Here is a 1,072-nt window from a genome sequence, read left to right as displayed (position 1 = left end):
GGGGCCTGGGGCTGCTGGCCCGGCGCCGACGCCGGCGCTGATCTGCTGGGCAACAGGCTGCCAGCACTTGTTTTGCAAGCGCTGGCAGCGCTTCTTTGTGAACAAAGAGGGGCTGAACATGGGAGCGGGTATCCTTGGCCTCCTTTATGAATGCCCTATCCCTCTTTCTTCCCTGCGCCGCCGGCGTCGAAGGCTATCTGGCCGACGAGGTGCACGCCATCACCGGGCTCACGGGGCAGGACCTGCTCACCGGCCGTGGCGGCGTGCTGCTGCGCGCCTCGTGGCGCGATGCGCTGCTGCTGAACCTGCACAGCCGCCTGGCCCAGCGCGTGCTGGTGCAACTGGCGCACCGGCCCTACCGCTCTGAAAACGACCTCTACGGCATGGCCAGCGATGTGGCCTGGGAAATCTGGTTCACCACGCGCCAGAGCTTCAAGGTCGAAGTGACGGCCCAGCACAGCCCGCTCACGAGCCTGAATTTCGCGGCCCTCAAGGTCAAGGACGCGGTGGCCGACCGCTTCCGCGCCAAGACCGGCGTGCGCCCCGATGTGAATACGCAGTGGCCCGATGTGCGCATCCACATGCACCTCACCACCGACGAGGCCACGCTCTACATTGACACCAGTGGCGAGCCGCTGTTCAAGCGCGGCTGGCGCGAGGACAAGGGCGACGCCCCGCTCAAGGAAACACTGGCCGCCGCCATGATTGCCGCCAGCGGCTGGGACCCGCATGGCGATCACCCCGTGCCGCTGTACGACCCTTGCTGCGGCAGCGGCACCATCGCCATCGAGGCCGCCCAGATCGCCTGCCGCATCCCGCCGGGCCGGCTGCGCAGGTTTGCTTTCGAGAAGCTGCTGCCGTTCCAGGCCCACGTCTGGTCTGCTATTAAAAACGAAGCTGAAAGCGCAATGCAGAAAAGCGCTGTACCCATTTTTGGCAGTGACGTGGCCCACCGCATGGTGGACTTTGCCCAGCGCAATGCCGAGCGCGCAGGGGTGGCCGATGCGGTGCAGCTGCGCGGCGGCGACGCCCTGCAGCGCATGCCGCCTTGCGAGCAGCCTGGCGTGATGCT

1 protein-coding gene is annotated in these 1,072 nt (G+C 66.6%); it reads left to right on the top strand.

Annotated elements, in window-relative coordinates:
• Positions 1–146: 146 nt before the first annotated feature.
• Positions 147–1,072, top strand: a 926-nt coding sequence (locus tag ACDELDRAFT_RS22910; RefSeq protein WP_005801559.1) for a THUMP domain-containing class I SAM-dependent RNA methyltransferase, incomplete at its 3' end; no start/stop codon positions are given.

Origin of the sequence: Acidovorax delafieldii 2AN, from assembly GCF_000175235.1 — a bacterium.
Taxonomy (GTDB): Bacteria; Pseudomonadota; Gammaproteobacteria; order Burkholderiales; family Burkholderiaceae_C; genus Acidovorax; species Acidovorax delafieldii_B.
The sequence above is the reverse complement of the archived record's forward strand: the minus strand, read 5'-3'. Positions and strand labels throughout refer to the sequence as shown.